General features: G+C 58.6%; 1 protein-coding gene, 1 tRNA gene and 1 pseudogene. All 3 read left to right on the top strand.

Annotation, left to right across the window (positions count from 1 at the left end; genetic code table 11):
• Positions 1-198: pseudogene (locus AHiyo1_RS15560) on the top strand (ribosome biogenesis GTPase Der); the annotation flags it as partial.
• 127 nt (positions 199-325) lie between these two features.
• Positions 326-402 (top strand) — tRNA-Pro (locus AHiyo1_RS15555).
• A gap of 835 nt (positions 403-1237) precedes the next feature.
• Positions 1238-1588, top strand: coding sequence for a zinc ribbon domain-containing protein YjdM (locus AHiyo1_RS15550; RefSeq protein WP_059389164.1), 351 nt, complete (start codon positions 1238-1240; stop codon positions 1586-1588).
• The last annotated feature ends 150 nt before the right edge of the window (positions 1589-1738 follow it).

The raw sequence follows: 1738 nt of genomic DNA, 5'->3' as shown, positions 1-1738 counted from the left end.
CGGCGGCAAGCAGCCGCGCATCCTGTTCGGCACCCAGCATCCAGCCGTCCGCCGAAGTTCGTGCTCTTCACCACGGGCTTCCTGGACCCCGGATACCGCCGGTTCATCACCCGCCGGCTGCGGGAAACCTTTGGCTTCGACGGCACGCCGATCGAGGTCAACATGCGCGTCCGCGAAAAGCGCGGCAAGAAGCGCTAATTGAGACGCGCATCACAGATGACACCCGCCAAGGTGGCATTGAGAACCTCGAACATCGTGTAAGCTTTTTGAGGTGGTTCGGCCGGACTGCCTAGGTGAAAACCTAGGCGGAGAACGGCAGGACTGACGGGCTGTAGCGCAGCTTGGTAGCGCACTTGACTGGGGGTCAAGGGGTCGCAGGTTCAAATCCTGTCAGCCCGACCAGAAAGCCGTGGGAACTCTAGGGTTCCCACGGCTTTTGCGTTTAAGCGTTGGTGTTGCAGTGAGTGCGTGGACTCCGCTCATCTGAAGGGATCGTCAGCGCTGGGATGTCGGATTCTGCTCAATCACTCGAATGGATTAACTTCGGACCCGCGAAATCACGGGTCCGGCAACTTCGGCGAAGAGAGTGATCCGGCAGAATCCGACGGTGTTCCCGAGATTCTCGCCCGACCTGAACACGCCGTCCTGACCTTCTTTGACGGGCCAAGGCGTTGAAACGACGTGACTCGCGGTGTCGCAAGCGCTTTCCCAAACCAAAGAAGGTCAGGATGGCGCATGCATCGAGGTGCGGAATGATCCAGCAGAATCCGGTGCACTCCGAGGAAGGCGTACTCATTTCCAAGGCCATGGGCACAGACCGCGAGAGATCAATTTGCAGCAGGGGACAACTTGGCGGGCAATTCCAAAGGTAGCTTGACGCCGAGGGCGCTTTCTAAATGGTCCTTTTTGAGATCTGTGTTTCACCACAGTTTGCGCTCGAGGTATGTATGACGCTGACAGTGACCAAGGCTTAGGCTTTGACAAGGCTTATTGGAAGCACGGAATCAAGAGTGTCGCGGCCGTTAAATTCGTGATGGACGGGCCTGGTACCTGGCAAGGAACCGATTGGACCACCACAGTTTATGGAAACAAGATCCGTTGCAAGTAAGGATTACCAGTTCTCGTACTATGGCCAATGGGTTGGAGGTACTCTCGGCTCGAAGACCGCTTACTGTCTTGGTTCCACTGTTTGTCCCTGCCGTCTACGTGTTGCACCACCCCCGACTATCATTGGACGGTGAGTGAAACCCTGCCCCCTTGCCCCGAATGCGCCAGCGAATACACCTACGAGATGGGTGCGTTGCTGGTCTGCCCCGAGTGCGCCCATGAGTGGTCGCCGGTCGCGTCTGATGAAGCGGCATCAGAGTCCACGGAGATTAAGGACGCCGTGGGCAATGTGCTCGCGGACGGGGACACGGTCACTGTAATCAAGGACCTCAAGGTCAAGGGGAGCGCCACGGCCATCAAGGTCGGAACCAAGGTCCGCAACATCCGCCTCGTGAACGGCGTGGGGGACCACGACATCGACTGCAAAGTGGACGGCTTCGGCCCCATGCAGCTCAAGTCCAGCGTGGTCAAGAAGGTCTGACACGCCCCCAAAAGCAACCCCCAGTCCCAAAGACAACAAAACCCCGCCGTTCCACTGGAGGAGCGGCGGGGTTCGTCGTTTCGCGACTCACCGCACGCGAAACAAACCTCAAACCCCCTGCAGCGCCCCCAACGCCTTCACCAGCGGCTC

The organism is Arthrobacter sp. Hiyo1, assembly GCF_001263615.2.
GTDB lineage: Bacteria > Actinomycetota > Actinomycetes > Actinomycetales > Micrococcaceae > Arthrobacter.
Note: the sequence above shows the minus strand (reverse complement) of the source record. Positions and strands in the feature narration are given on the sequence as shown.